A 24286-nucleotide genomic window follows, 5' to 3' on the forward strand; every position below is an offset into this window, starting at 1 on the left:
ACAGGTATCCGCTGTTCGACGTCGCGTCAATCATGTTCGGGCCGGGCGCGTTTCGCCGCCGGTCGCCCGGATCGGTGACTTTCCCGCCCCGGGCGGGCCCGGCCTGCGGGGCGTCAGCGGTCTGGACCGCTGACGCCCCCGCGCGGTCAGCGGGTGCCCACCGCGGCCCGCACCGCACGGCGCGCCATCGCGCAGTCGTCGTGCAGCCGGCGCAGCAGCAGCCGCTGCTCCTCGCTCGCCCCGCCGGCGCCGGGGACCGCGGGGGCGGGATCCGTCATGGTGCGGTGCACCGCCGTCTCGTAGGTGCGGATCTCCCGGGTGAGCACCAGCATGAGGTTCACCAGGAAGGCGTCCCGGGCGGCCGGGCCGTCCTGCTGCGCGAGGGCGCTGATCCGGCGGCGTGCCGCCGGGGCGTCGCCGAGCGCGGTCCACAGGGTGGCCAGGTCGTACCCCGGCAGGTACCAGCCCGCGTGGTCCCAGTCGACCAGCACCGCGCCGGCGGGGGAGAGCAGGACGTTGTTCAGCAGCGCGTCGCCGTGGCAGAACTGCCCCCTGCTCTGCCGGCCCGGCGCGTGCGCCAGCCCGTGCAGCAGCTTCTGCAGGTCGCCCATGTCGCGGTCGGTGAGCAGCCCCAGCTCGTGGTACCGCGCCAGGCGGGCGGGGTAGTCGATCGGCGCGTCGAACCGGCCCGGCGGCGGGCGCCAGCCGTTCACCCGGCAGACGGCGGCCAGCGCGGCCTCGATGTCCGCCCGGGGCGGCGGATCCACCGGATGCCGTTGCAGGGCCGCCACCCGGCCGGGCATCCGTTCCATGATCAACGTGCAGTTCTCCGGGTCCGCGGCGATGAGCCGGGGGACGCGCACCGGGGGACGGTGCCGGACGAACGCACGGTATGCCCCTATTTCGTGCCGGAAGCGCTCCGTCCACGCGGGCGAGTGGTCCAGCAGGCACTTGGCCACCGCGGTGCTGCGTCCGGTGGTCCCCACCAGCAGCAGCGAGCGTCCGCTCCGCCGCAGTACCTGCACGGGGTTGAACTCGGGGCAGATCCGGTGCACCGACGCGATCGCGGCGCGCAGCTGCGCCCCCTGCGGCCCGGACAGGTCCAGCCGCCCGCTGAGCGGTTGCGGACCCACCGCCGGACCCCGCCGTGCCCGCCCGGCATGGGCGGGGTCGAGGTAGGGGCCGCCGCCGGGGGGCTGGCGGCGCGGCCGGGGTGGAACGGACACGGAGGACGACGCTGCGTACATGGGCGAAACAGATCCCTTCGTGTGCCGACAGTTTTCCCCCTGGTGCGCTCCCGGCCCCGGAGGCGCGGGCCGCACCCTGGGGAATGCGGTCCGGCCGCCGGGCCGGGTGGCGCGTTCCTACACCACACCGGCGCGCGGGTGGCCCGACAGCTGGCGAACCCTGGCGGACCCTGGCGAATAGTCACTTGGCCCATGACGGGCCGGTACCGGCCGTTACTGTCGGACCAGCCGAGGAACCTGGGGGCTTGACGTGGCGAGGGAACCCAACACCCGACTTGCGGACCTGTTCGGCCTGGCCGGATGGTCCAAGGGCGAGCTCGCGAGACTCGTGAACCGGAAGGCGGCGGCCATGGGCCACCCGCAGCTGGCGACCGACACCTCCCGGGTCCGGCGCTGGATCGAGACCGGCGAGACGCCGCGCGATCCGGTGCCGAAGGTCTTGGCGGCCCTGTTCACCGAGCGTCTCGGTCGTGTTGTGACCACCGAGGACCTCGGGTTCGGGCGACAAGGGCGTGTGGGGAGAGGGAAGTCCGACGACGGACTGCCCTGGGCGCCCGATCGTGTGGCCGCGGTCCTCACCGAATTCACGGGAATGGACCTTATGTTCAACCGACGCGGCTTGGTGGGCGCCGGCGCAGCGCTCGCCGCAGGCTCAGCACTCAGCAGCGCCATGCACGACTGGCTGCACACCGACCCGGCTCTCGCTTCCGACGCCCCCCGTTTCGACGACCCGTTCCAGGCCGGCCAGGCCGGCTACGACCGCTACGAAGCCGCGCCCGTCGGCTCCCAGGAGATCGACGCGCTGGAGCGCTCGGTCGAGGTTTTCCGCGCCTGGGACGCCTCCCGCGGTGGCGGACTGCAGCGCAAGGCCGTGGTCGGCCAGCTCAACGAGGTCGGCGGCATGCTCTCGTTCCGCCACCCCGACCACCTGCAGCGCCGGCTGTGGGGGGTGGCGGCCAACCTGGCGGTGCTCGCCGGCTGGATGTCCCACGACGTGGGGCTGGAGCCGACCGCCCAGAAGTACTTCGTGATCGCCGCCCACGCCGCCCGGGAGGGCGGCGACCGGCCGCGGGCCAGCGAGGCCCTGTCCCGGGCCGCCCGGCAGATGGTCCACCTCGGCCGTCCGGACGAGGCGCTGGACCTGATGAAGCTGGCCAGGTCGGGCGCCGGTGAGCAGACGCTGCCGCGCACCCGGGCCATGTTCGCCACCATCGAGGCGTGGGCGCAGGCGTCCCTGGGGCGGGGCCAAGCGGTCCGCCGCACCCTGGGCGAGGCGGAGGAGCTGTTCGTCTCGGACAAGAGCGATGTACCCCCGCCGAGTTGGATGCAGCTGTTCAACGAGGCGGACCTGCACGGGATGGAGGGGCTGGTCTACCGCACCCTGGCCGAGCACGAGCCGGCGGCCGCGGGCATCGCGCAGAAGCACGCCAAGGAGGCGCTGCGGATGCGGGAGGACGGGCGTGACCGCTCGCAGATCTTCGACCACATCTCCATCGCCTCGGCCTGCTTCATCGGCGACGATCCGGAGCAGGCGGACCGGTACGCGCGGATGGCCCTGCTGTCCATCGGCGACAACTCCTCGCACCGGACCTGGGACCGGTTGCGCGAGATGTACCGGCTCACCGCCCAGTACTCCGGGTATCCGAGGATCAAGGAGCTGCGCGAGGAGATCGAGCTGGCGCTGCCGAAGGGACGTGGCCCGGCCTGGAGCGCGACGGTCTAGCCGGCCGGCGGTTCCGGCGGTCCCGGAGCCGCCGGCCGGCCCGGGAGCGTCCCTGCCGGTCCGGCCGGCGATTCACCCGATGGTGTGTCCCTCCCGGGGCGCGGCCGTGTTCGTGGGGTCACCGCCTCCGGTGACGCACCGCGGCGCGGGCCGTCGGTCCGGGCCGTGTCTCCGGTCGCGCCGGGGCCGTCGCCGTCAGGCCGGGATCCGGGCGACGAGCACGCAGGCGTCGTCCTCGCGGCCCTCGTCGCCGAACGCCTCGACCACGGTGCGTACGCAGTCCTGTGCGGTGCGGGCCGCGGACAGCCGGGGCGCCAGGCCGAGCAGCCGCCGGGCGTCGCCGTCGGTGTCCAGGGCGGAATCGCGCGGCGAGAGTCCTCCGGTGTGCAGCACCAGCAGATCGCCGGGCCGCAGCGACTCCCGGGCCTGGCCGTAGACGGCGCCGGAGGTGGCGCCGAGCAGTACGCCGTCCGGCGCCCGCAGGGCACGTCCCGTCCCGTCGCGGAAGAGCAGCGGGGCGGGGTGCCCGGCCTGCGCCCAGAGCAGACCGCCGGTCTCCGGGTCGTAGAGCCCGCAGACCGCGCTGCCGAGGGCGGGCTGTGCGGAGGTGTCGAGCAGCTGGTTGAGCCAGCCCATCAGCGGGCCGGGCTCGACCCCGGTGACCGCCATCCCGCGCAGCGCGCCGAGCAGCATGGCCATGCCGGTGGTGGCGGCCACGCCGTGCCCGGTGAGGTCCCCGACGGTCAGCAGTGCCCTGCCGCCGGGCAGCTGGAGGGCGTCGTACCAGTGGCCGCCGATCAGCGAGCCGGTGGCGGAGGGGAGGTAGTGCGCGGCGAGGTCCAGGGCCGCGGGGTCGCCGTGGGAGAGCCGCAGCGGGCCCCGCCAGGGCGGCAGCACGGTCTCCTGGAGTTCGACGGCGACCCGGTGCTCGGTCCGGGCGAGCTGCTGCCGCCGCAGCAGCGAGTCGCAGGTCTCGCGGACCGCCAGCTGGCTGCGGCGCAACTCGCTGACGTCGCGGAACACGGCCCACATGGAGGCGGTGGCGCCGTCCGCGTCCAGCACCGGCTCGCCCGCCATGTGGACGGTGCGGATCTCACCGTCGCTGCGCACGATCCGGAACTCGCCGTCGATGGCCTTCCCGTCCACCAGGCAGTCGGTGACCAGGTCGGTCAGGACGTGCTGGTCCTCGGCGAACAGCCAGCCGGGCAGCTCGTCCAGGGAGAGTCCGCCCTCCTCGGGGCGGCGGCCGAAGATCAGGCACAGGTCCTCGGACCAGGCCACCTCGTCGGTGAGGAAGTTCCACTCGGCGCTGCCCGCGCGGCCGGGAGCCGGCTCGCGTCCGGCGGCCGGCCCGGCCGGGCGGGGCTCGGCGGCGGGCGGCTCGCCGGGCAGCCCCTCGCGCAGCTGGCCGAGGTGTTCACCGAGGTCGTCCAGGTGGTGGGCGGCCAGGTCGCACAGGGCGTGCTGCCAGCGCAGCCGCGGGTCGTCCAGGGCCGACAGGTCGCCGCTGCCCGCGGTGTCCGGGCGGACCGCCTCGATGCCCCCGCGGAGCTCTCTGGTCTGCGAGATGAGGGCGTCGACCGTGCCGCGCCGGGTCGGCTGGGCGGCGGGGTGGTCCGCAGAACGAGGGGACGGCATGACTACTCCGATACAGGCGCGGCGCGGCCAAGTCTGACGGAAGGATCCGGTTACGACTGTTGCACAGGCTGCGACGTCCCGTAAGGGATTCCGCGATACCCGATACGGTGGTGCTTCTGGCATATGCCGTGGGCCTTCCTGCGGCCTGCCCGGCCTCGGACTCGACGGAACGGCCCGTTCCGGTAGGCTGCGGCGCTGGGGAACCCGCAGCTCATGCCGTTCACCAGGCATACCACGGGGGGACACCGGCAAGAATGCCGGTCGACGGAAATCCCGTTGCCACGAAACACACCGCACCGGATGCTGACCTCATGTTCGATCCAGACATAGCGCCCAGCGGCACCCTGCTCGGCCTCCTGCAGCGAGGCCGCGGTGACGGGACCCTGCACGCCCTCGCCGCGCCGCGGGCCGAGGCGCTCGCGGCACTGCACCACTGCGTGCTGCACGACCCCCGTCGCGACTGGCAGGTCGAGAGCCGCTCCCTGTACTACGCCCGGCTGTGCCTGGACCTGCACTGCGACCTCGACGTCATCGAACTGCACCTGTTCCACCCCGACGACCTCGTGGACCCCGCGGAGGAGCGCACCGGGCTGGCCCTGTCCGTCCTCGGCCACCTCGCCTCCTACGGCCGGGCCGACGCCCTGCGGCTGCTCCGCCGCTACGCCGCCACCGGCAGCAACTGGGCCTGGGCCCTGGACGAGCTGGCGCTGCGCGACGACGACGCCGGGCTGCGCTCCCTCGTCGCCCCGGTCCTCGCCCGGTTCGCGGAGACCCCCGAGGGGGACGCCGAACTGTCCGCCGCCGTCCGCGGCGCCTACGAACCCCGGCCCTGGCGGCTGTGGGCCGACGACCCGCGGCACGGCGCCCGGATCCGCGCCGCCCAGGAGCGCGGCGCCTTCGACCGGTGGCAGCGCCAGCTCACCCCCTCCGGACCGCGTCCCGGCTGGAGCGTCCGCGACGTGCTGCTGTGGGCCCAGGGCGACCAGGAAGTGCTGCCCGGGGTGCGCCGCCACGACGCCGCCGCCCGCTGCCTGGCCGCGGTGGCCGGCCCCGAGGACCGGCCGGAACTCCTGGCCGTGGCGGCCGGCGGCCCGGACGCCGCCCGCGCGGCCGCGCTGCGGCACCTCGCCGAGACCGGCGACCCCGAGGTGCTCGACCTTGTCCAGTCCGCCGTCACCGCCCCCGACAGCTCCGAACTCGTGGTCCGGGCCGCGCTGACCGCGTTCGAACGGATGTGCAGCGTCGCCGCCCTGGACCGGGCCCGGCTCTGGGCGCAGCGCCCGGACGCCCTCGGCGACGCGGCCGCCGCGATACTCGCCTGCCGCGGCAGCCAGTACGACTCCGGCCCGGTGCTCGCCGCGCTGCGCCGCACGGTGCGCGGCGCGGGCCCCGACGCCCCGGCCCTGTGGGCCCTGGTGGAGGGCGCCGGCCGGCTCGCCATCGGCTGCGCCGCCCCGGTGCTCCGCCACATCTACCGTGAGACCTCCTCCTCCCACCTGCGCGGACGCGCCGCCCAGGCGCTGGCCGCCACCGACCCCTCGTTCGCCGCCGGCTTCGCCGTCGAATGCCTCTGGGACTGCGAGGAGAGCACCCGCGAGCTGGCCGCCCGGCACGCCGCCACCGCCGACACCCGGGTCGTGGACCAGCTCCGCAGACTCGCCGCCGACCCGGCCGAGGAGGCCGAGGTGCAGACCGCGGTGCGCAGCCGGATCGGACCCGACACCCCGGCGGCGTGACCGCCCGGCAGGCCGGCCGGCCCGCCGGGTCGCCCGTCCGCGACGCCGGCGGCCCGCGGCCGGCCACGGCGCACCGGCCGCTCGGTCCGCGCGCGCCGGGAATCACCGTCCCCCGCACCGCCGTTGGGGTGGATGGCCGCGCCACCGAGGCGCGGCCGCCCGTCGACCGAAGGTGACAGCCGTGAACCCCAGCAGTCCGGCCGCGCGCGCCGCGGAGGTGCTCCTCCGCCCTCTGAGTCTGGGTGGCCTCGCCCTCCGCAACCGGGTGGCGATGGCCCCGATGACCCGCCACTTCTCCCCCGGCGGGGTGCCGGGCCCCGATGTGGCGGCGTACTACGCCCGGCGCGCGGCGGCCGGCGTGGGCCTGATCATCACCGAGGGGACGTACATCGGACACGACTCGGCGGGCACCAGCGACCGCGTCCCCCGCTTCCACGGCGCGGACGCGCTCGCCGGCTGGGCGCGGGTCGCGGACGCGGTCCACCGGGCCGGCGGCAGGATCGTGCCGCAGCTGTGGCACGTCGGGATGGACCGGGCCGCCGGTGCCCCGCCGGTGCCCGAGGCGCCGCGGATCGGACCCTCCGGCATCCCGGTGAAGGGCGACGAGCCGGGCAGGGCGATGACCCAGGACGATCTCGACGCGGTGATCGCCGCCTTCGCCGCGGGGGCCGCCGCGGCCCAGGCCCACGGCTTCGACGGCATCGAACTCCACGGCGCCCACGGCTACCTCATCGACCAGTTCCTGTGGGCGCACACCAACCGGCGCGACGACCGCTACGGCGGCGACCTGGCCTCCCGCACCCGCTTCGCCGCCGAGGTGGTGGCCGCCTGCCGCCGGGCGGTGGCGCCCGACTTCCCGATCATCTTCCGCACCTCCCAGTGGAAGGAGGCCCACTACCAGGCGCGGCTGGCCCAAACACCGGGGGAACTGGAGGCACTGCTCACCCCGATCGCCGAGGCGGGTGCCGACGCCTTCCACTGCTCCACCCGCCGCTACTGGCTGCCGGAGTTCGAAGGCTCGGACCTCAACCTCGCCGGCTGGGCGAAGAAGCTCACCGGCAAGGCCACCGTCAGCGTCGGCTCGGTCGGTCTGGACAACGAGTTCCTCGACGCGATCCGGAAGGGCGAGCGCGGGGGCGTCACGGGCATCGAGCCGCTGCTGGACCGGCTGGAGCGGGACGAGTTCGACGTCATCGCGGTGGGCCGCGCACTGCTGACCGACCCCCAGTGGCTGACGAAGGTCCTGGACGGGCGGACCGAGGAACTCCAGCCCTTCGACGCGCAGGTGCTCCGCACCCTGCACTGAGCGGCACCGCGGGCGCCGGGGCGCCCACGAGCCGCCGCCGGGTGCCCGGGGTGCGTACCCCGGGCCCGTACCGGGCGCCCGGTACGCGCGGGCCGCTCCTGATATGGGCCGTCGCGTCCGCGCGGCGCGGGCGAAAGCTCATGGGACGTTCCCCGCCCGGACAGTTCCCCGCCGCCGGGGCTCTCCCTGGTACGCCGACAACACGGTTATGCGTGTCGCCATAGTGACCGAATCCTTTCCGCCCGACGTCAACGGTGTCGCCCACTGCGCCTTTCAGACCGCCCTCCACCTGCGGCGGCGCGGACACCGTCCGCTGGTCATCGCCCCGGCCGGTGCCCAGGACCCACCACCGGAGGACGCCGCCGGCGACCCGTGCCCGGTCGTCCGTATCCCGTCCGTCCCGCTGCCCGGCTACCCGCAGGTGCGCGTCGCCCTCCCCAGCCGCCGGCTCGCCGCCGCCCTCACCGCGCACCGCACCGACATCGTCCATCTGGCCAGCCCGTTCGTGCTGGGCGCGCGGGCGATGACCGCGGCGATCAGACTGCGCATCCCGGCCGTCGCCGTGTACCAGACCGATCTGGGCGGCTACGCCCGCACCTACCTCGGAGCGGGCGAGAACGCCGCCTGGCGCCGGATCCGCGCCGTGCACACCGCCGCCGACCGCACCCTGGCCCCCTCCACCGCCGCCGCCCGCGACCTGGACGACCGCGGGGTGCCGCGGGTCCGGCTGTGGCCGCGCGGGGTGGACACCGAGCGCTTCCACCCCCGGCACCGGGACACCGCCCTCCGCCGCGAGCTGGCGCCCGGCGGTGAACTCCTCGTCGGATACGTCGGCAGGCTCGCCCCCGAGAAGAGCGTGCACCTGCTGGCCGGGGTCTGCACCCTGCCCGGGGTGCGCGTGGTCGTGGTCGGTGACGGCCCCAGCGCGGCCGCGTTGCGCGCCGCCCTGCCCGGCGCCCGCTTCCTCGGCCGCCGCACCGGCGACGCGCTCGGCCGGATCTTCGCCTCCCTCGACGTCTTCGTGCACACCGGCGCCCAGGAGACGTTCTGCCAGACCGTGCAGGAGGCGCAGGCGGGCGGGGTTCCGGTGATCGCCCCCGCCGCGGGCGGACCGCTGGACCTGATCGACCACGGCCGCACCGGCCTGCTGGTGCCGCCCGGCGACGCCGACGCGGTGCGGGACGCGGTGGCCCGGCTCGCCGGTGACGCCGGACTGCGGGCCCGGCTCGCCGGCCAGGGGCGGTCCGCCGTCGCGGGCCGGACCTGGGCGGCCGTCGGCGACCGGCTGCTGGACCACTACACCGAGGTGCTGGCCGCGCGTACGGCGGTGGCCGCGTGACCCCCGCCGCCCCCGCACTGCGCATCGTCCGGGTCGCCAACTTCGTCACCCCCGCCTCCGGCGGCCTGCGCACCGCCCTGCGGGAGCTCGGCGCCGGGTACCTGGCGGCCGGTCACCAGCCGGTCCTGGTGGTGCCGGGCGAGGCGGCCGGCGACACCGAGACCGAGCAGGGCCGGGTGATCACCCTGCCCGGGCCGCGCGTCCCGGGCACCGGCGGCTACCGGGTACTCACCGACCGGCGGCGGCTGGCCCGGCTCCTCGGCGAACTCGCCCCGGACCGGCTGGAGGTGTCCGACCGCACCACCCTGCGCTGGACCGGCGAGTGGGCCCGCCGCGCCCGGGTGCCGTCGGTGATGGTCTCCCACGAGAGCGCCGACGGGGTGCTGCGCACCTGGGGGGTGCCGGAGGGCGCCGCGCGCCGGGCCGCCGACCGGCTCAACACCCGTACCGCGCTGGCCTATTCGCGGATCGTGTGCACCACCGAGTGGGCGGCGCGCGAGTTCGTACGGATCCGGGCGCGCAACGTCGTACGGGCTCCGCTCGGCGTCGACCTCGACCACTTCCACCCCGCCCGGTACAGCGCGCCGCTGCGCGCCCGCCACCGGCACGGCGGCACCGTGCTGCTGGTCTGCGCCACCCGGCTGTCACCGGAGAAACGTCCCGGCCGGGCCCTCGACACCCTCGCCGAGCTCCGCCGCCGGAACGTCCGCGCCAACCTGGTCGTCGCGGGCGACGGCCCGCTCCGTGCCCGGCTGGAGTCGCGGGCCCGGGCCGAGGGGCTGCCGGTGGTCTTCCTCGGGCACCTGGCCGACCGGGGCGAGCTGGCCGAGCTGCAGGCCAGCGCCGATGTGGTGCTGGCGCCCGGCCCGGCCGAGACCTTCGGGCTGGCCGCCCTGGAGGCACTGGCCTGCGGCTCCCCGGTGGTGGTCAGCGCGCTCTCGGCGCTGCCGGACATCGTCGGCCCGGCCGGGGCCGCCGCCGAGGACCACGGCGAGGCGTTCGCCGACGCGGTGGAACGGGTCCTCGCCCGACCCGAGGCCGACCGCCGGGCCCGGGCCCGCGCCCGGGCCGAACGCTACGGCTGGCCCGCCGCCGTCGACGCCTTCCTCGCCGCCCATGACGCCGCCCCGGTCCGGCCCGCACCCGGCGGCCACCCGGTCCCGGCCGCCGCCCCGGCCCCGATGGCCCTGACCGGTGCCGCCCGGGGTGGCAGCGCGCCCCTGACCGGCGGACCCGCCGCCCGCGGCGAGCCGGACGGCAGCGCGGCCCGGCCCGCCGACGGCCCGGCCGCCACCGCGCCCCCCGCCCGCCGCGGCCGGTGACCGCCCGCCCGCCCCGGCTGGTGACCATCCGCCCGCCGCGGCCGGTGACCACCGGCCCGGCCCCGGCCCGCGTGCCCCCCCGCGGGCGGCGGCTCCGGCGGGCGGCCCCGGGCCCCGGCCCGCAGCCACCGGCGACCGGCGCCACCGGCCCCGCGCCGTCCGGCCGGCAGCGGCCCGCGCTGCGAGAATGGAGGGGTGACGACCGGACGCTGGGAGTTCTGGATCGACCGTGGCGGCACCTTCACGGACGTCATCGGCAGGCGCCCGGACGGTCGGCTGACCACCCGCAAACTCCTCTCCGAGGACCCCGCACGGCCCCGGGACGCCGCGGTCGCCGGAATCCGGGCGATGCTGGGGCTGGACCCGGGCGAGCCGGTGCCGGCCGACCGGATCTCGGTCGTCCGGATGGGCACCACCGTGGCGACCAACGCCCTGCTGGAGCGGAGGGGCGAACCCACCGTCCTGGTGATCACCGCCGGGTTCCGGGACGCGCTGCGCATCGCGTACCAGAACCGCCCCCGCCTGTTCGACCGCCGGATCCTGCTGCCCGAGGCGCTCTACGACCGCGTCGTGGAGGTCCCGGAACGGTACGGCGCACACGGCGACGTGGTGCGGCCGCTGGACCTGGACGCCGCGACCGAGGCGCTCCGCGAAGCCCGGGACGAGGGCTTCCGCAGCGCGGCCGTGGTGTTCCTGCACGGCTACCGCCACCCCGCCCACGAACAGGCGGTCGGCGCCGCCGCCCGCGCGCTGGGCTTCACCCAGGTGAGCTGCTCGCACGAGGTCAGCCCGCTGATGAAGCTGGTGCCGCGCGGGGACACCACGGTGGTCGACGCCTACCTCTCGCCGATCCTGCGCCGCTACGTGCGGGACGTCGCCGCCGAACTGCGCGGCGTCCGCCTGATGTTCATGCAGTCCAACGGCGGGTTGCGGGAAGCGGCCCGGTTCCGCGGCAAGGACGCCGTCCTCTCCGGCCCGGCGGGCGGCGTCGTGGGGATGGCGCGCACCTCCGCGGAGGCCGGGTACGACCGGGTGATCGGCTTCGACATGGGCGGCACCTCCACCGACGTGTCCCACTACGCGGGGGAGTTCGAGCGCGAGTTCGGCACCGAGGTCGCGGGTGTGCGGATGCGCGCGCCGATGATGAACATCCACACGGTGGCCGCCGGCGGCGGCTCCGAACTCCACTTCGACGGACGCCGCTACCGGGTCGGGCCGGGGTCGGCCGGAGCGGTTCCCGGGCCCGCCTGCTACCGGCGCGGCGGGCCGCTCACCGTCACCGACGCCAACGTGATGCTCGGCCGCGTGCAGCCCGGGTACTTCCCCGCCGTGTTCGGGCCGGACGGCGACCAGCCGCTGGACGCCGCCCTGGTCCGGGAGCGCTTCACCGCGCTGGCCGAGGAGATCACCGCCGCCACCGGCGACCGGCGCGGCCCCGAGCAGGTGGCCGCGGGCTTCCTCGACATCGCCGTGCTCAACACGGCCAACGCGGTCAAGCGGATCTCCGTGCAGCGCGGCCACGACGTCACCCGCTACGCCCTGACCAGCTTCGGCGGCGCCGGCGGCCAGCACGCCTGCGCGGTCGCCGACGCGCTGGGCATCGGTACGGTGATCGTGCCGCCGCTGGCCGGGGTGCTCTCCGCGTACGGCATCGGAGTCGCCGACGCCACCGCGATGCGGGAACAGGCGGTGGAACGCGAACTGACCGACGACGCGCTGCCGCACATCCGCCGGGTCCGCGACCGGCTGGCCGACCGGACGCGCGCGGACCTCGCCGCCGACGGCGTCCCCGGGGACACCGTCGCCACCACCGCCCGGGTGCACCTGCGGTACGCGGGCACCGACGCCACCATCCCGGTCCGGTCGGGCCCGGTGGCCGCCATGCGCGCGGAGTTCGCCCGGACCCACCGCACCCGCTACGCCTTCACCATGGACAAGCCGCTGATCGCCGAGGCGGTGTCGGTCGAGGCCACCGGCGCCGCCGGGGGCACCGGCCGGCACACCACCACCCCGCCGGAGCGGTCCGGCGGGCCGCGAGCGGCCGCCGAGGTCCGGGTGTTCGCCTCCGGCGGGTGGCGGCCGGTGCCGCTGTACCGGCGCACCGGCCTGCGGCCCGGTGACGCCCTGACCGGCCCGGTGATCATCGCCGACGACGACGCCACCACCGTGGTCGACCCCGGCTGGCGGGCCACCGTCGGCGACCGGGGCCATCTGCTGCTCGGCCGGGTGCGGCCACGGCCGCGGGAGGCCGCGGTCGGCACCCGGGCCGACCCGGTGCTGCTGGAGGTGTTCAACAGCCTCTTCATGGCGATCGCCGAGCAGATGGGGGTGCGGCTGGAGAACACCGCGCACTCGGTCAACATCAAGGAGCGGCTCGACTTCTCCTGCGCCCTGTTCGACGCGGCGGGGAACCTGATCGCCAACGCCCCGCACATCCCGGTGCACCTGGGCTCGATGGGGGAGTCCATCAAGGAGGTGCTGCGGCGCAACCGGGACACCATGCGGCCCGGCGACGTCTACGCCGTCAACGACCCCTACCACGGGGGGACCCACCTGCCCGACGTCACCGTGGTCACCCCGGTGTTCGACGAGGGGGGCGACCGGCTGCTGTTCCTGGTCGCCTCGCGCGGCCACCACGCCGAGATCGGCGGCATCACCCCGGGCTCCATGCCCGCGTTCAGCCGCACCGTCCAGGAGGAAGGCGTCCTGTTCGACAACTGGCTGCTGGTCCGGGACGGCCGGATGCGGGAGCGGGAGACCAGGGAGCTGCTGACCGCGGGCCCCTACCCGTCCCGCGCCCCGGACACCAACCTCGCCGACCTGCGGGCCCAGATCGCCGCCAACGAGAAGGGCATCGCGGAACTGCGCCGCATGAACGAGCAGTTCGGGCCGGAGGTGGTGGGCGCCTACATGCGGCACGTCCAGGACAACGCCGAGGAGTCGGTGCGGCGGACGGTCGCCGCGCTGCGGGACGGCTCCTGCCGCTACGAGACCGACAGCGGCGCGGTGATCCGGGTCGCGGTGCGCGTGGACCGCCGGGCGCGCCGCGCGGTGCTGGACTTCGAGGGCACCTCGCCGCAGCGGCCGGACAACTCCAACGCGCCCCGCTCGGTGGTCATGGCCGCGGTCCTCTACGTCTTCCGCACCCTGATCGCCGCGGACATCCCGCTCAACAGCGGCTGCCTGAAACCGCTGGAGGTCCGGGTCCCCGCCGGGTCCATGCTGGCCCCGGTGTTCCCCGCCGCCACCGTGGCGGGGAACGTGGAGACCTCGCAGGCGGTCACCGGCGCGCTCTACGCCGCGCTCGGCGCGCAGGCCGAGGGCTCCGGGACGATGAACAACGTCACCTTCGGCAACGACCGGGTGCAGTACTACGAGACGGTGGCCGGCGGCTCCGGCGCCGGGGACGGCTTCCACGGGGCGGACGTCGTGCAGACCCACATGACCAACTCCCGGCTGACCGACCCCGAGGTGCTGGAGTGGCGCTATCCGGTCCGGGTGGAGGAGTTCGCGATCCGCGACGGCAGCGGCGGCCGGGGACGCTGGCACGGCGGTCGCGGGGCCACCCGCCGCATCCGGTTCCTGGAGCCGATGACGGTCGCGCTGCTCACCAACCACCGCCGGGTGCCCCCGTACGGTATGGCGGGTGGCGGGCCGGGGCAGCTCGGCGAGAACCTCCTCGAACGGGCGGACGGCACGGTGCGGCGGCTCGCCGGGTGCGACACCGCGGACGCGGCGCCCGGCGACGTCCTGGTGGTCCGGACCCCGGGCGGCGGCGGATACGGGACACCGGCCGGCTGAACCCGCCGGCCCCGCCGGCCCCGCCGCCCGACCGCGCACCGGAGGACCGTGCTCACCGGAAGACGGCGCTCACCGGAAGATCGCGATCGCCTGCAGCGTCAGCTCCCCGGTCCGCGGGTTCCAGTCCTGCACCTTGCCCAGGCAGCGGGCGTTCCAGCGGGCCTTGGCGCCGGTGGGCCGGAGGAACCGCCGCATGTCCAGCGTGTAGTAGAGCGGCGCCGCGTCCCGGGACTGCGCCTCGGCCACCGGGCCGCCGGTCCTGTCGCGCGCCGCGCCCGGCGGCCGCCGTGCACCCCCGTCAGCCACCCGGTGGTCGGCCAGGGTCTGCGCGTACTCCCGGTAGGTGGCCGGCACGATCGGGCTGACGAACGGCCGGTGGGTCTTGGCGAACGCGTTCTGCCGGGCGCGGGTGTCGGTGATCAGGTCGGCCGCGGGCTGCCCGGAGGGGAAGACGAAGTCGTACCCCTCGATGTCCCGGTTGGCGATCTCCCGGGACCCCATCCTGGTGACGTGCACCCGGATGCCGTGCTTCATCAGGATGCGCTCGACCTCCGGGTCCTCGAAGAAGACCGACTTGGAGGCCATCTTGGCCTCCAGCGTCTCGATGTGCCGGAACGGCAGGGTGAGGTTGCCGGAGAACGCCAGGCTCGCCACGTCGACCAGCGGGAGCACGCAGGCGAAGGCGAGGGTGCGCAGGGAGCGGCGGCCGGGGAAGGCGGGGCCGGGTGGCCGCCGGATGGTCAGACGGGGTTCCTCGAAGGCCGGCTCATCCGGAATGTGCGGTGTATCGGTGCTCACGGGCTCCTCCTGCACACGCGGGGCAGAAGTGTCCCCGCGGGGCGCTGCGGAACGGTGACGTCCACCCGGCCGGACGGTGAAGGCGGCTTGAGGGCCCGGACGGTGAAGCGGCGTCAGGGCAGGGGAGGGGGATTCCGTCAGCGGCCGCGGGGGCGAGCGGCGCGGAGCGTGAAACGCACCGGCGTCCCCGGCGCGGCCTGGGCCGCCGCGGACAGGTACGCCTCGGGGACGACGCCCACCACGGGGTAGCCGCCGGTGGTGGGGTGATCCGCGAGGAACAGCACCGGCCGGCCGTCCGGTGGCACCTGGAGCGCACCGAGCACCATGCCCTCGCTGGGCAGTTCACCCGGTACCGCACGCTCCAGCGCCGGTCCCTCGGTGCGCAGCCCGATCCGGTTGCCGGCGGCCGACACCCGGAAGCCGCCGCCGGTCAGGGTGCGCAGGCCGGCGGCGGTGAACCAGTCGTGGCGCGGGCCGAGGACGACCGGCAGCACCAGCTCGGCGGCGAACCCGGCCCGGGCCGGCGCCGGGGCGGCGGCCGGCGGGCCGGGCGGCGGGCCCAGCGGCAGCACCCGGCCGTCGGTGAGCGGAGCCGGCCCGAGCCCGGAGAGCACGTCGGTGGAGCGGCTGCCGATCTCCGGTTCGACCGCGATCCCGCCGCCGAACGCGAGATAGGAGCGCACCCCGTGGCGGGCCGGCCCGGCCTCCAGCACCGCCCCGGCCGGCACCCGCACCGGCGCGCCCCAGGCCGCGGGCCGCCCGTCCACGGTGACCTCGCAGGCGGCACCGGTCACCGCCGCCCAGACCGCCCGGCGCACCCGCACCGCGCAGCCGGTGACGGTGGTCTCCAGGGTGGCGGCCGTCACCGGATTGCCGACCAGCCGGTTCGCCAGCCGGTGGGCGTCGCCGTCCAGCGCCCCGGAGCGCGGCACGCCCAGATGCGCGTGGCCGGGCCGCCCCAGGTCCTGAACGGTGGTCAGGGCTCCGGCCCGTACCACGGTGAACGCGCCGCCGGTCACCGCTCCACCCCCACCGAGGCCCCGCCGGCCTCCGTCGTGTGCCCCGGCGCCGGCCGCGGCCGGGGCACCGGGGGCCGGGGTGTGAACCGCACCCGGGTGCCGGGGGAGAAGAGCGCGGCCGGTTCCCGGGCGGGGTCCCAGAGCACCGCGTCGGTCGTCCCGATCAGCTGCCAGCCGCCGGGGGACGAGCGGGGGTAGACCCCGGTGTACGGGCCGGCCAGCGCGACGGATCCGGCCGGCACCGAGGTGCGGGGGGTGGCGCGGCGCGGCACATGGAGGTGCTCGGGCAGCCCGGTCAGATAGCCGAACCCCGGCGCGAAGCCGCAGAACGCCACCCGGAACTCGGCGGCGGCGTGGACCGCACCCACCTCGTCCGGCGCCACTCCCCACCGCGCGGCGACCTCGGCCAGGTCCGGCCCGTCGTAGCGCACCGGCACCTCGACGACGGTGGCCTGCCCCGGGGCGAGCGGCGGGACGTGCCAGCGGCGCACCTCCGAGGCGAGCCGCGCCGGGTCCGCCACGCCGTCCAGGAGCACGGTCCGGGCGGCCGGCACGATCTCCCGGACCGGCGGGAGTTCACCGGCCCGCGCCCGGCGGAGGATCTCGGCGTGCAGGGCTTCGGCCGCCGCGCCGCTGCCGGTCTCCAGCAGCAGCGCGTGGTCGCCGACCGGCAGGGCGCGGACCGCTGCCGGCGCGGACCGCCCGCCGCTCCGCCCGGAGGCGCCGGCGCTCATGCGAAGGCCGCCACGCGCACCCCGGCGCCGTCCAGCCCGTCGCGTATCCGGCGGGCCAGGGCGGCGGCCCCGGGGGTGTCGCCGTGTACGCACAGGGAGCGCACCCGGACCGCGAGGCGCCGCCCGTCGGCCGAGGTGACCGAGGCGTCCCGGGCGATGGACACCGAGCGCTCCAGCACCGTGCCGGGGTCGCTGATCACGGCTCCGGGCGAGGTGCGCGGCACCAGGGTCCCGTCGGCGGCGTACGCGCGGTCGGCGAACGCCTCGGGAACCGCGGGCAGTCCGGCCGCCCGGGCGGCCCGGTGCAGCCGGGAGCCGGGCAGCCCGAGCACCGGCAGCCCGCCGCCCGCCATGCGTACCCCCTCGATCACGGCTCCGGCCTGGGCCTCGTCGTGCACGCACCGGTTGTACAGCGCCCCGTGCGGTTTGACGTAGGCGACCCGGGCGCCGGCGGCCCGGGCGAAGATCTCCAGGGCGCCGATCTGGTAGGCGACCTCGTCGGCGAGTTCACGCGGCGGCACGTCCATCGCGCGCCGTCCGAAGCCGGCCAGGTCGCGGTAGGAGACCTGGGCGCCGATGACCACCCCGCGCTCGGCGGCGAGGTCGCAGACCCGGCGCATGGTCGAGGGGTCGCCGCCGTGGAACCCGCACGCCACGTTGGCGCTGGTGACCACCGAGAGCAGGGCCTCGTCGTCGGTGAGCCGCCAGCGGCCGAAGCCCTCGCCGAGGTCGGCGTTGAGGTCGATCGACGGGTCCAGCGCGGTGTCGGTCATGTCCGTCCGTTCGGGCGTTCGGGCGTTCGGGCGGGGGGCGCCCGGTCGCGGGCCGACCGGTGCCGGGGGCACGGGCAGGGCAGAGGTGATCGGCCGGTCCGCGTCCGTAGGCTGCTCCATGAAGGCGCACCGGGCGGTTCCGGTCGCGCTCAACGTACGGGATCGTTGAACGATCCGACAAGAGGGACGGTGTTCCGGTCTCCCTTCTCGGCTCGGCTTCCCGCGCCGCGGCGCGGCCCACGGAGACGGAACCGGCGCCCCCGAGGGCGCCGGGCGCGGCAAGGAGAGCGGTGTGACCAGCGGGACCGACCGGCGACTCGCCGAAGCGACAGCGGTGTCAGTGACCGGACTGGAGACGGACCGGGCGCTGCTGGGACGCACCAGCACCGCGGAGCGGGTGGCGGCCATCCTGCGCGACCGGATCGCCGAGGGGTTCTTCCCACCCGGCGCCCGGCTGTCGGAGGACAGCATCAAGGGCGCGCTCGGCGTCTCCCGCAACACCCTGCGGGAGGCGTTCCGGCTGCTCACCCACGAGCGGCTGCTGGTGCACGAACTCAACCGGGGGGTGTTCGTTCGGGTGGTCACCGTCGAGGACCTGACCGACATCTACCGGGTGCGCGAACTGGTGGAGTGCGCGGCGGTGCGGAGCCTGGGCGAGCCGCCGTACCCGCTGGACGCCGTGGCGGCGGCGGTCCTCGCCGGTGAGCGGGCCGCGCAGGACCGCGAGTGGCAGGACCTGTCCACCGCCAACATCCGCTTCCACCAGTCGATCGCCGCCCTCGCCGGCAGTCCGCGCACCGACGAGCTGATGCGCGGAGTCCTGGCCGAACTGCGGCTGGTCTTCCATGTGATGGACGACCCGCGCCGGTTCCACGCGCCGTACCTGACCCGCAACCGGCAGATCCTGGAGGCGCTGCAGGCCGGGGACGCGGCGGAGGCGGAGCGGCTGCTCGCGTCCTATCTGGACGACTCCCGGCGGCAGCTGTCCGGGGCCTATGCGGAGCGGCTGCCGCAGGGCTGAGACGCGGTGCCGCCGGCCGACGGCGCGGGAGGCGCGGGGCGGGGGCGCGCCTCGAGAGGGGGCGCGCCACGAGCCGGGGCGGCCGCGGGTCCGGGCGCGGGAGCGGGAGCGGGCGTGCGGGACGGGCGGCCGGGGCGGGCCGGCGGGGCGGCCGGGACCGCCCGGGCGCCGGAGCGGGGCGGGCCCGGGGCGCGGAGCGCCGGGGTCGGCGGTCCGGGCCCGGCGGGGCGGGCCGTGGCGAGCGGAGGGCGCCGCGGCCGTATCGGGCCGTGCCGTGTCGGGCCGTCCCGTGCCGCGCCGTGCCGTTCCGGGCCGTGTCGGGTGGTGCCGGCGGTGCCGGGCCGTGTCGGGCGGTGCCGGGGCGGGTCTCTCGGCGGGGGCACCGGGGGCCGGACGGCGGGCGGGCGCGGACGGCGGCGGGCCGTGCGGCGACGGAGCCAGGGCATCCACCGGCGAGCGTGGCCACCGTCCAACGATCACGGATCAACCTCTTGTCGGATCGTTGAACAATCCCCTAGCCTCCGGTCAATCCTCCCCGCCCCCCGCGGGGTCTCCACGCGGAAGGCGGACGCATGATCGTTCTCCTCGGCGTGCTCGTGGTCGTCATCGGCTTCGCCACGAGACGCAACCCCCTGCTGGTGGTAGGGGTGGCAGGCATCGTCACCGGGCTCCTCGGCGGGCTCAGCCCGCGCGAGGTGCTGGCCGCCTTCGGCAACGGCTTCGCCTCCAGCCGGGCCGTGACGATCTTCGCCATCACCCTGCCGGTCATCGGGCTCCTCGAGCGCCACGGCCTCCAGGAGCAGGCCCGGACCCTGATCGCGCGGTTCGCGAAGCTCACCACCGGCCGCTTCCTCACCCTGTACCTGGCGCTGCGCCAGGTCACCGCCGCGCTGGGCCTGGTGAGCGTCGGCGGCCCGGCGCAGACCGTGCGGCCGCTGGTCGCCCCGATGGCCGAGGGCGCCGCCGAACGCCGCCACGGCCCGCTGCCGGAGAAGGTCCGCGAGAAGATCCGGTCCTACTCGGCCAGCGCCGACAACGTGGGCCTCTTCTTCGGCGAGGACGTCTTCCTCGCGGTCGGCTCGATCCTGCTCATCACCGGATTCGTCAACACCACGTACCACACGCACCTGGAACCGCTGCACCTGGCGCTGTGGGCGATCCCCACCGCCGTGTGCGCCCTGGCCGTGCACGGCTGGCGGCTGCTGCGCCTGGACCGGCAGCTGGAGCGGGAGATGCGCACCGCGGGCGGCTCCGCCGCCACCGCACCGGGCCGGGACGCCACGGAGGCCGTCAAGTGATCAAGGCAGAGTGGTTCTTCTGGCTCGTCGGAGCCATCTTCCTGGTGATGGCCGCGCAGATGCTGCGGGACCGCAGCAACCCCAAGCGGCTGGGCACCGCCGCCTTCTGGGGGCTGATCGGCGCCGGATTCGTCTACAGCTCCTGGGTGGTCGAGAAGCGGGCCCCGGCCGAACCGCTCGGCGTCGCCGTCCTCGGCATGGCCGCGCTGGCCGGCTTCGGGCTCACCGGACGCGGCGAGGTGCGCACCACCACGCCCGAGGAACGCGTGCGCAGCGCGGCCCGCCTGGGCAACCGGCTCTTCATCCCCGCCCTCACCATCCCGGTGGTCGCCATGGTGTGCGCGGTGGGCGTCAAGGAACTCTCCGTCGGTGGCGAGCCGGTCCTGCAGAAGGGCAGCGAGACCATCCTGGGCCTGGGCATCGGCGCCGTCGCCGCGCTGGCGGTCGGGATGGTGATGCTCCGCGAGAAGCGGATCGCCACCCCGGTGCACGCCGGGCGCTCGATGCTGGAGGCCATGGGCTGGGCGATGCTGCTGCCGCAACTGCTCGCCACCCTCGGCAGCATCTTCTCGGTCGCCGGGGTGGGCACCGAGGTCGGCAAGCTCACCACCAAGGTGCTGCCGGACGACTCCCTCCTGCTCGCGGTCGTCGTCTACTGCGTCGGCATGGCCCTGTTCACCATGATCATGGGCAACGCCTTCGCCGCCTTCCCGGTGATGACCGCCGCGGTCGGCTGGCCGGTGCTGGTCCAGCAGATGGACGGGGACCCGGCGGCCATCCTCGCCATCGGGATGCTGGCCGGGTTCTGCGGCACCCTGGCCACCCCGATGGCCGCCAACTTCAACATCGTCCCGGCCGCACTGCTGGAGCTCAAGGACCAGTACGGGCCGATCAAGGCGCAGCTGCCCACCGCCGCGGTACTCCTCGGCTGCAACATCGTGATCATGGCACTGGTGGCCTTCTGACGGCTCCGGCCCCCACCGCGGGGCACTCCGCCCGGCGGACCCGCCGCGGAGTGCCCCGCCCCGACCGGGAGAGACACCCGATGACCACAGTCCTGCTGACCGGCTTCGAACCGTTCGACGGCGAACGGACCAACCCCTCATGGCAGGCGGTGCGGGCAGCGGCCGGCCGGCCGCTGCCCGGCCTCACCCTCACCACCGCCGAACTGCCCTGCGTCTTCGGCGACGCGCTCACCGCGCTGCGGGCCGCGGTCGCCGCCACCGACCCGGACGTCGTCATCGCCGTCGGCCAGGCGGGCGGGCGCCCCGACCTCACCGTGGAACGCGTCGCGATCAACCTCGACGACGCCCGGATACCCGACAACGCGGGCCGCCGCCCGATCGACCGGCCGGTCGTCCCGGGCGGCCCCGCGGCCTACTTCGCCACCCTGCCCGTCAAGGCCTGTGTCGCCGCGGCGCGGGCGGCGGGCCTGCCCGCCTCGGTGTCGCACACCGCCGGGACCTTCGTGTGCAACCACGTCTTCTACGGGCTCCTGCACCTGGCGGCCACCGAGCGGCCCGGCCTGCGGGGCGGCTTCGTGCACGTCCCGTACGCCCCGGAACAGGTGCTCGACCGCTCGGCCCCGGCCCTGCCGGTGGCCGCGGTCGCCGACGGGCTGCGGGCGGTGGCCGCCACCGCGGCGGCCCGTACCGAGGACATCCGGGCCGTGGGCGGCGCCACGCACTGACCCGCCCCACCCGCCGCCGCACCCCCGCCGTACCGTGCCGTTTCGTCCGATGTCGGTGCGACGGCCTACGCTGTGCGACGTGACTTCTGTACCCCCGGGGGCGGCTGCGCCCCAGCTCAACGGGCTGGTCCGCCCGGCGCCCGGCCCGGCCGCCGACGAGGGCCTGGCCCGGCGGCTGCGTGCCCTGGCGTGCACCGCCCCGCTGCACGACCTGGACGCGCGCAAGGCGAACCTCGCGGGTGAGTACGGAATCTACGCGATGGCCGAGGTCGCCCTCGCCGCCATCGACCTGGTCACCCTCAACATGGACTTCGACACCGGCGCGGACCACGAGCAGATAGTCGCCAGGCTGCTGCCCCGCGTCGCGGCCCAGGCGCCGGACCGGCCCGCCGCCGAGCACGAGCGGGTGGCCCGCTGGGTGCTGGAGAACCTGATCAACGTCGGCAGCGTGGACCGGGGCTTCCGCGCCGTCTACGGCACCTTCGACGCGGAGGGCGCCTACGTCCGCCGCGACTACGACTTCAAGCTCATCGAGGAGGTGCCGGGCCCGGGCGGCACCGTCTATCTGCGCACCACCGACGAGGCGGTCAACGTCCTGGTCGGCGCCCTGGACACGGACGTCACCAGCGCCCAGATCGCCGCCGAGGTGAAGCTGGAGGTGCTCATCAACCGCGGGCGCCTGGCCGACGCGCAGCTCGCCGCCGAGCAGGCCCGCTACCGGACGGTGCAGTACTCCGAGACGCTGCGCAGGACGCTCGACGCGACCCGCCGCAACGTCCGCGCCGTCGACTGGCTGAGCACCGTCCCGGACATGATCGCCGAGGCGCTGGACCACGTCGCGGACCGCTACCGCCACGAGAACGCCATCCTCACCAACATCCGCCGGGTGCGCGACGAGGCGGCCTCCGGCAGCGACCCGGAGCACAAGCGGCGCGCCGCCGAGCTGGTGGACATAGTCAAGGACTGCATCCGCCGGCACACCCAGTTGCAGTCCCGGCTGCTGGAGGCCGGCCCGCTGTTCCGCGCCGAGCAGGACCGGCAGGCCTTCGCGCCCCCCGCCGCACGCGCCGGACTCGACCTGTACGGACAGCTGGTCGCCCCCGTGCTGCCACTCCCGGTGGAGCGGGCCATCCGGGTCACCGACGCCTTCTTCGCCCGGGGCACGGGCCTGCGCACCCCGGTGGCGGTGCGCGTCGGCGACCTGGTCGACATGCTGCTGACCCCGCCGGTGGAGCGGGAGCACCTGGGGGCCGAGATGCCCGAGCCGGACCTCATCGCCACCCCCGACGACAGCCGGTTCAGCGAGGAGCAGCTCGCCGTCGCCATGGAGCTCCTCGACCTGCCGCCGGACGCGCCCCGCCGGCTCTCCGGCCTGCTCGCCGACGCCCGCCGAACCGACCCCGAACTCCCCTACCTGGTCGCCCTGCTGGCGGTGCACGCGGCCAGCCCCCCGGTGGGCACCGCCTACCGGCAGGGCGAGCAGCGGCTGCTGTTCGCCGTCGACGACGGCACCGAACTGGACGACCCGGAGTTCGGCGGCGCCGACCTCATCGTGGGCACCGCGCTGCTGGACGCGGCCGGCATGGCGGCCGACCGTACGGAGGCGGCCTGATGAGACCCCCGACCAGCGGTCCGGCCGGCCCGGCCGCCCGGCCGCCGGCCGCCGCGAGCCGCCGGCGGACCGCGCACCACGGGCGGCCGCCCCAGGCCGGGCCGCGGCCGGGCGCCCCGCGATCCCCGTGCCCCCGCCCGCTGCCGGCGACCGCCCGCCGCGACACCGGCCGGTCGCGCCGGACCGGCCGCACCACCGACGCCATGGCGCCCGGCGCCGCCCGTAGCACCGCCCCCCGCGAGGAGCTCCACCCGTGACCGAGTACGACGCCGACGACGCGACCCCACCGGACCCGGCGTCCGCCCCGCCCGCCCCGGACACCGCCGCGGCCCCGCACGTCACCCCCGCCGACGCGGCCGACGCCGCGCGCCTGGTGGCCTTCGGACTCCAGCCCAAGCTGCTGCCCGCCCGCGACGCCGAGTACGCCGAACTGCTCCGCCGCCACCGCGACGACCCCGCCTTCGCCCGGCTCGCCGACGCGGTCGCGGCCGGCCTGGGACTGATCGTCCTGGAGGTCTCCACCCGCGCCGGGATGGCGGTCACCGCGGCCGAGGACTCCGTCTTCGCGGTCCGCATGGGCGATTACGCGCGCCGCGCCGCCACCGACTCCGCGGACCGCTTCCTGCACGGCCTCGCCCACCTGGCCGTCGCCGCGATGGCGTTTCCGCGCCCCGAGGACCTCGCCGACGACGGCTACATCGGCCGGATCACGGTCAACGGCGTCGACGCCTTCGTCCGCCAGGCGTGCCGGCGGCTGGAGGAGCGCGCCGAGCGGCAGGGCGAGAACACCGACCCGGCCACCGGCGCCCCCGGGCTGGAAGCCGCCTGGCGGGTCTACGCACGGCGCAGCGCGACCGGCGCCACCAAGGACGCGCGCCGGCTCGCCGGCTCCACCACCGGCATCATCGGCAAGGCCGTCGCCTTCCTCGTCGACTCCGGGTTCCTGCAGCGCACCGGGGACGACGCCGGAGGCGCGTACCGCACCACCGCCCGCTACCAGTTGCAGGTCCGCGACCTGGCAGGCAGCGCCGCGCTGGGCGAGCTGCTGGAGCTGGGCATCGTGCCGGTCGCCGACGGCAGCCCCACCCTGCTGCCGCCGGACGACTCCGACGACCTCGACCTGGTCGCCGACGCCGGGCTGCCGTTCCACTCCTGACCCCGCGCCGCACCCCACCGCACGTCCCACCCGTACCGAAGACCGGCCGCCGGCCCGTCCGGGACCGCGGGAA

The 24286-nt window shown here is 76.0% G+C and carries 18 protein-coding genes; 12 read left to right on the top strand and 6 right to left on the bottom strand.

Annotated features, from left to right (window positions below; all coding sequences use genetic code 11):
- Positions 1 to 146: 146 nt before the first annotated feature.
- Complete coding sequence (locus tag ACH4B3_RS29990) at positions 147 to 1247, bottom strand: aminoglycoside phosphotransferase family protein (protein ID WP_398468130.1); 1101 nt, start codon at positions 1245 to 1247, stop codon at positions 147 to 149.
- A gap of 250 nt (positions 1248 to 1497) precedes the next feature.
- Here ACH4B3_RS29990 and ACH4B3_RS29995 point away from each other — a divergent pair, with 250 nt between their 5' ends.
- Positions 1498 to 2970 carry a hypothetical protein gene (locus ACH4B3_RS29995; protein WP_398468132.1) on the top strand — a complete coding sequence of 491 codons (1473 nt, stop codon included), beginning with the start codon at positions 1498 to 1500 and terminating at the stop codon, positions 2968 to 2970.
- Between the two features lie 195 nt (positions 2971 to 3165).
- Here ACH4B3_RS29995 and ACH4B3_RS30000 read toward each other — a convergent pair whose 3' ends face one another.
- Positions 3166 to 4608 (bottom strand): PP2C family protein-serine/threonine phosphatase, encoded by a 1443-nt coding sequence (locus ACH4B3_RS30000; protein WP_398468134.1) that lies wholly within the window; start codon positions 4606 to 4608, stop codon positions 3166 to 3168.
- 311 nt (positions 4609 to 4919) lie between these two features.
- Here ACH4B3_RS30000 and ACH4B3_RS30005 point away from each other — a divergent pair, with 311 nt between their 5' ends.
- The 5 genes from ACH4B3_RS30005 to ACH4B3_RS30025 all read left to right on the top strand — a co-directional run bounded on the left by ACH4B3_RS30005 (position 4920) and on the right by ACH4B3_RS30025 (position 14112).
- Entirely contained in the window at positions 4920 to 6344 is a 1425-nt protein-coding gene (locus ACH4B3_RS30005; protein WP_398468136.1) for a HEAT repeat domain-containing protein, read from the top strand.
- 172 nt (positions 6345 to 6516) lie between these two features.
- Positions 6517 to 7650: an NADH:flavin oxidoreductase gene (locus tag ACH4B3_RS30010; protein ID WP_398468138.1), complete on the top strand. Its 1134-nt coding sequence runs from the start codon at positions 6517 to 6519 to the stop codon at positions 7648 to 7650.
- Positions 7651 to 7858: 208 nt separating this feature from the next.
- Positions 7859 to 8989, top strand: a complete 1131-nt coding sequence (locus tag ACH4B3_RS30015; protein WP_398468140.1) for a glycosyltransferase family 4 protein — start codon at positions 7859 to 7861, stop codon at positions 8987 to 8989.
- The gene (locus tag ACH4B3_RS30020) at positions 8986 to 10311 is read left to right on the top strand and encodes a glycosyltransferase (protein WP_398468142.1); all 1326 of its coding nucleotides are present in this window, start codon (positions 8986 to 8988) and stop codon (positions 10309 to 10311) included. The genes ACH4B3_RS30015 and ACH4B3_RS30020 overlap by 4 nt, the downstream gene beginning before the upstream one ends.
- Positions 10312 to 10506: 195 nt before the next feature.
- Positions 10507 to 14112 (top strand): hydantoinase B/oxoprolinase family protein, encoded by a 3606-nt coding sequence (locus ACH4B3_RS30025; RefSeq protein ID WP_398468144.1) that lies wholly within the window; start codon positions 10507 to 10509, stop codon positions 14110 to 14112.
- Positions 14113 to 14181: 69 nt separating this feature from the next.
- Here ACH4B3_RS30025 and ACH4B3_RS30030 read toward each other — a convergent pair whose 3' ends face one another.
- The 4 genes from ACH4B3_RS30030 to ACH4B3_RS30045 all read right to left on the bottom strand — a co-directional run bounded on the left by ACH4B3_RS30030 (position 14182) and on the right by ACH4B3_RS30045 (position 17436).
- Positions 14182 to 14910 carry a hypothetical protein gene (locus ACH4B3_RS30030; protein WP_398468146.1) on the bottom strand — a complete coding sequence of 243 codons (729 nt, stop codon included), beginning with the start codon at positions 14908 to 14910 and terminating at the stop codon, positions 14182 to 14184.
- A 137-nt stretch (positions 14911 to 15047) separates the two neighbouring features.
- Positions 15048 to 15929, bottom strand: coding sequence for a biotin-dependent carboxyltransferase family protein (locus ACH4B3_RS30035; RefSeq protein ID WP_398468148.1), 882 nt, complete (start codon positions 15927 to 15929; stop codon positions 15048 to 15050).
- Entirely contained in the window at positions 15926 to 16663 is a 738-nt protein-coding gene (gene pxpB / locus ACH4B3_RS30040; RefSeq protein WP_398468150.1) for a 5-oxoprolinase subunit PxpB, read from the bottom strand. The genes ACH4B3_RS30035 and pxpB overlap by 4 nt, the downstream gene beginning before the upstream one ends.
- Positions 16660 to 17436 carry a LamB/YcsF family protein gene (locus tag ACH4B3_RS30045; RefSeq protein WP_398468152.1) on the bottom strand — a complete coding sequence of 259 codons (777 nt, stop codon included), beginning with the start codon at positions 17434 to 17436 and terminating at the stop codon, positions 16660 to 16662. The genes pxpB and ACH4B3_RS30045 overlap by 4 nt, the downstream gene beginning before the upstream one ends.
- Positions 17437 to 17728: 292 nt before the next feature.
- Here ACH4B3_RS30045 and ACH4B3_RS30050 point away from each other — a divergent pair, with 292 nt between their 5' ends.
- From ACH4B3_RS30050 to ACH4B3_RS30075, 6 genes are all read left to right on the top strand, one after another.
- Positions 17729 to 18457 (top strand): GntR family transcriptional regulator, encoded by a 729-nt coding sequence (locus ACH4B3_RS30050; protein WP_398468154.1) that lies wholly within the window; start codon positions 17729 to 17731, stop codon positions 18455 to 18457.
- 572 nt (positions 18458 to 19029) lie between these two features.
- Entirely contained in the window at positions 19030 to 19755 is a 726-nt protein-coding gene (locus ACH4B3_RS30055; protein ID WP_398468156.1) for a DUF969 domain-containing protein, read from the top strand.
- The gene (locus ACH4B3_RS30060; protein ID WP_398468158.1) at positions 19752 to 20720 is read left to right on the top strand and encodes a DUF979 domain-containing protein; all 969 of its coding nucleotides are present in this window, start codon (positions 19752 to 19754) and stop codon (positions 20718 to 20720) included. Before ACH4B3_RS30055 ends, ACH4B3_RS30060 begins: the two co-directional genes overlap by 4 nt.
- Positions 20721 to 20800: 80 nt before the next feature.
- Complete coding sequence (gene pcp, locus ACH4B3_RS30065) at positions 20801 to 21445, top strand: pyroglutamyl-peptidase I (protein WP_398468160.1); 645 nt, start codon at positions 20801 to 20803, stop codon at positions 21443 to 21445.
- 49 nt (positions 21446 to 21494) lie between these two features.
- Positions 21495 to 23057, top strand: coding sequence for a hypothetical protein (locus tag ACH4B3_RS30070; protein WP_398468162.1), 1563 nt, complete (start codon positions 21495 to 21497; stop codon positions 23055 to 23057).
- A 253-nt stretch (positions 23058 to 23310) separates the two neighbouring features.
- Entirely contained in the window at positions 23311 to 24213 is a 903-nt protein-coding gene (locus ACH4B3_RS30075; protein ID WP_398468164.1) for a hypothetical protein, read from the top strand.
- Positions 24214 to 24286 lie beyond the last annotated feature (73 nt).

Origin of the sequence: Streptomyces sp. NPDC018031 (assembly GCF_044327625.1) — a bacterium.
In the GTDB taxonomy this organism is placed as follows: domain Bacteria; phylum Actinomycetota; class Actinomycetes; order Streptomycetales; family Streptomycetaceae; genus Streptomyces.

Coding starts and splice junctions, on each gene's coding strand:
- ACH4B3_RS29990 (WP_398468130.1), bottom strand. CDS start 1,247: ATGTACGCAGCGTCGTCCTCCGTGTCCGTTCCACCCCGGCCGCGCCGC.
- ACH4B3_RS30000 (WP_398468134.1), bottom strand. CDS start 4,608: ATGCCGTCCCCTCGTTCTGCGGACCACCCCGCCGCCCAGCCGACCCGG.
- ACH4B3_RS30005 (WP_398468136.1), top strand. CDS start 4,920: ATGTTCGATCCAGACATAGCGCCCAGCGGCACCCTGCTCGGCCTCCTG.
- ACH4B3_RS30015 (WP_398468140.1), top strand. CDS start 7,859: ATGCGTGTCGCCATAGTGACCGAATCCTTTCCGCCCGACGTCAACGGT.
- pxpB (WP_398468150.1), bottom strand. CDS start 16,663: ATGAGCGCCGGCGCCTCCGGGCGGAGCGGCGGGCGGTCCGCGCCGGCA.
- ACH4B3_RS30045 (WP_398468152.1), bottom strand. CDS start 17,436: ATGACCGACACCGCGCTGGACCCGTCGATCGACCTCAACGCCGACCTC.
- ACH4B3_RS30055 (WP_398468156.1), top strand. CDS start 19,030: ATGATCGTTCTCCTCGGCGTGCTCGTGGTCGTCATCGGCTTCGCCACG.
- pcp (WP_398468160.1), top strand. CDS start 20,801: ATGACCACAGTCCTGCTGACCGGCTTCGAACCGTTCGACGGCGAACGG.
- ACH4B3_RS30070 (WP_398468162.1), top strand. CDS start 21,495: ATGTCGGTGCGACGGCCTACGCTGTGCGACGTGACTTCTGTACCCCCG.